3 protein-coding genes are annotated in these 3,378 nt (G+C 67.4%); 1 reads left to right on the top strand and 2 read right to left on the bottom strand.

Annotated features, from left to right (window positions below; translation table 11 throughout):
- Positions 1-256 precede the first annotated feature (256 nt).
- Complete coding sequence (locus VFG33_RS03970) at positions 257-916, top strand: fasciclin domain-containing protein (protein ID WP_325022473.1); 660 nt, start codon at positions 257-259, stop codon at positions 914-916.
- Positions 917-995: 79 nt separating this feature from the next.
- Here VFG33_RS03970 and VFG33_RS03975 read toward each other — a convergent pair whose 3' ends face one another.
- Positions 996-2,366: a pyridoxal phosphate-dependent decarboxylase family protein gene (locus VFG33_RS03975; RefSeq protein ID WP_325022475.1), complete on the bottom strand. Its 1,371-nt coding sequence runs from the start codon at positions 2,364-2,366 to the stop codon at positions 996-998.
- A gap of 55 nt (positions 2,367-2,421) precedes the next feature.
- The coding region (locus tag VFG33_RS03980; protein ID WP_325022477.1) for a DUF1444 domain-containing protein at positions 2,422-3,378 on the bottom strand (957 nt) is incomplete at its 5' end.

Here is a 3,378-nt window from a genome sequence, read left to right on the forward strand (position 1 = left end):
AGGACACCATCGACACCTGGCGGCAATGGACGTTCCGGTGGAACGCGACGCCGGGCAACCACAAGCTCACCGTCCGGGCCACCGACGCCGACGGACAACTGCAGACGATCGACCGTGCGGCCCCCCGGCCGAACGGATCGACCGGCCTGCACAACACGGTGGTGATGGTCGAGTAGCCCACCCCACCCGGCTCCGCGCACTCCGAGCAAGACCTGCGAACCCTGCAGGAAATCCCATCAGAAGGAGAAGGATCGTCATGTCCCACACCATCCAGCGGGTTGCTCTCGCCGCCTCCGCCGTTTCGTTGCTCTTCGCAACCGCTGCCTGTGGCAGCGACGACGACAGTTCCTCCAGCGCCCCGTCCACCAGCACCTCGTCATCGAACCCGACCACTCCGAGCGCCATGCCGGCCGACAACACGTCCGGTCTGGTGGGCCCGGGGTGTGCCGACTACGCGAAGGCCAACGCCACCGGCGCGGGGTCGGTCGACTCGATGGCAGCCGCTCCGTTGGCGACCGCGGCCTCCGGCAACCCGCTGCTGAAGACTCTGGTCTCGGCTGTCTCGGGCAAGCTGAACCCGAAGGTCGACCTGGTCTCGACGCTGAACGGTGGTGAGTTCACCGTCTTCGCACCGGTCGACTCGGCGTTCGCGAAGATCCCGGCCGCGACGATCAACACGTTGAAGACCAACGACGCCTTGCTGTCGAAGATCCTGACCTACCACGTCGTTCCGGGCCAGCTCGACGCTGCCGCGGTCATCGGCAAGCAGACCACGGTCGAGAAGCAGGCCGTCACCGTCACCGGTTCGGGCGACAACCTGATGGTCAACAACGCCAAGGTGATCTGCGGCGGCGTGAAGACCGCCAACGCCACCGTGTACCTGATCGACACCGTCCTGATGCCCCCGGCAGCCTGACGGTCCCGAGCTGGGCGGCGCTTCCACAGGGGAGGGCGCCGCCCAGTTTGCGTTCAGTTGGCGGGAACCGCTCCGGGCATCAGGGGCTGGAGGGTTCGGGGGCGCGGGCAGCGAGGATGGCTTGGACTGAGCGATCGACGTCGGATTCCGTGGTCAGGTGGTTCGACACCGAGATGCGCATGTACCGCCGTCCACGCCAGGTGGTGCCGCCCATCCAGCACACACCACCCCGCTGGACCTCCGCGACCACCGCGTCCGTTTGTTCATCCGTGCCGAACGACACGAGCACCTGGTTGAGCACCACCTCGTTCCCGATCTCGCAGCCGGCATCTTGCAACTGCTGGGCGAACCGCCGCGCCAGGGCACAACACCGATCGACCACATCCCGCACCCCGTCACGGCCCAATTCCTGCAGCCCCGCCCACACGGCCAGTCCCCGGCTACGCCTCGACGACTCCATCACGTAGTCCCCGGGTTCACGCCCGCCCGACGTCACCAGGTACGACGCGCTGTAGCCCAACGCAGCCGCGTGCGCGTCGGGATGTGCACTGAACACGAACCCGCTGTCGTACGGGAGATTGAGCCACTTGTGCCCGTCACATCCCCACGAGTCCGCTGCCTCCACCCCGGCGACCTGATCCCGCAGCTCCGGGCTGACCGCTGCCCACAGACCGAATGCGCCGTCCACGTGGACCCAGCCGCCGTACTCGTGAACGATCGCGATGGCCTCGCCAAGGGAGTCCGAGGCACCGGTGTTCACGTTGCCGGCCTGCAGACAGACGATCAGCGGCCCCTCGTGGTCCGTGAGACGGTGCCGCAGATCGTCCAGGTCGATGACGCCGTTCGCCTTGGTACGCACGAGCTCCAGGGCCTTCGCCCCGAACCCGAGCAGCCGCAGCGACCGGTCGATCGTGGCGTGCCGTTCCTCGCCCGCCATGATCCGCACCCGCGGAGCTCCGGCCAGTCCGTCCGTCTCCACATTCCAGCCGACCTTTGCGAGGACGTGGTTCCGTGCCGTCGTCAGGCCGACCGTGTTCGCTCCTTGGGCTCCTGTCACGAATCCGACCGAGGCGGTCGCGGGCAGTCCGAGAAGGTCCTTCAGCCACTCGCCGGCCGCGTTCTCGGCTGCCGCTGCGGTCGGTGACAGGGCGCTGCTGAAACCGTTCTGGTCCCAGCCGACGGCGAGCATCTCCGCTGCACTGGCCGCAGGTAGCGCACCACCAACCACGAAGCCGAAGTACCGCGGGCCGACAGTGGAGACCAGACCACCGTCGGCGACCGAGACGAGCTCCTCGATCACCTCAGCTGGTAGTCGCCCTTCATCGGCCAGTGGGCGTTGGAAGTCAGCCTTGACCTCATCAAGCGTCTTGGCCGCGCCGACCCTGCGTTCTCCCAAGCTCTCCCGGTACTCCGCTGCATGGTCGGCGGCGGCTCTGAACAACTTGCGCACGTCTGACTCCTGGTCCATAGGTCGACTCTGCCAGGCCTGATCACGATCGTGGGGATTACTCGAACTGTTGGAGGGTGTGGGCCAGGGCGAGGGTCTTGGGGGAGAGATGGATGTCGCTGAGGCTGGTGGGCTGGTTGGTGGCAGGGTGCCAGGTGTTATCGGTGACCAGGTAGATCCACGGGGTAAGAGGACCGGGATGTTCCAGGTGGGCGCGGAGGGTGAGGTTGAGCATCAGGGCGAGGGCCGGGATGAGGGAGAGGTCCTTGATGACGTGGAGGATCAGCAGATCGCGGACCGGCATCGCCGCGAGGACGCCGTACCGCGGGTTCTCGACGTGGAGGGATTCGCGCAGGACGGTGTCGAGGACGAGTGCTCGGGACGCCGTGAAGGTGGAGCCGCTGAGCACGGCAACCTGGCCGCCGGCGTAGTCGACGTACTCGACCTCGTCGGTGAGACGGCGCAGGTTGGCCAGGCCGGCCTGTTCTGCTTCCGGGCGGCTCATCCCGAAGTCGGCCGGGTCGAGGTGCATCGTCACGACGCCCTGGTCGTAGGTCGCGGGCACGGCGAGCACACCGGGCACGAACTCCGGCGTGGTCGCGGTCCAGTCCGGTGGCAGCGAGGTAGTGGGAGTGAGGCGGAGGAGTAGGTCTGCCTCGGGATCTGTCGGTGGTGGTGGCGGGCCGTGAAGCAGGCTGTCGCCGAGTTGGTCGAAGTGTGCCGCGACCAGTTCTGGCCAGTCGCGGAGCGGGTAGCCGGACACGATTCTCGCGAGATTCGTCAGGCCGGCGACCAGGGTCGGGGTGAAACCCGAGGTGAAGGCGCCGGAGCGTGGTCTGAGGTTGAGTGCGCCGGCCCCGTCGTACTCCGCCAGCAGGCCGCGCTCGGCGGCAGCCGCTACGGCGAGCCGGATCAGCTGGGCCGCCTGGCCGGTCGTCAGGGTGGCGTGCAAGGGATCGTTGCTGCGGGCCCGTTCGGTGGATTGGTCGTCTTGGATGGTCAAGCTGTCCACCTC

It is taken from the genome of Kribbella sp. (assembly GCF_035687465.1).
GTDB lineage: Bacteria > Actinomycetota > Actinomycetes > Propionibacteriales > Kribbellaceae > Kribbella.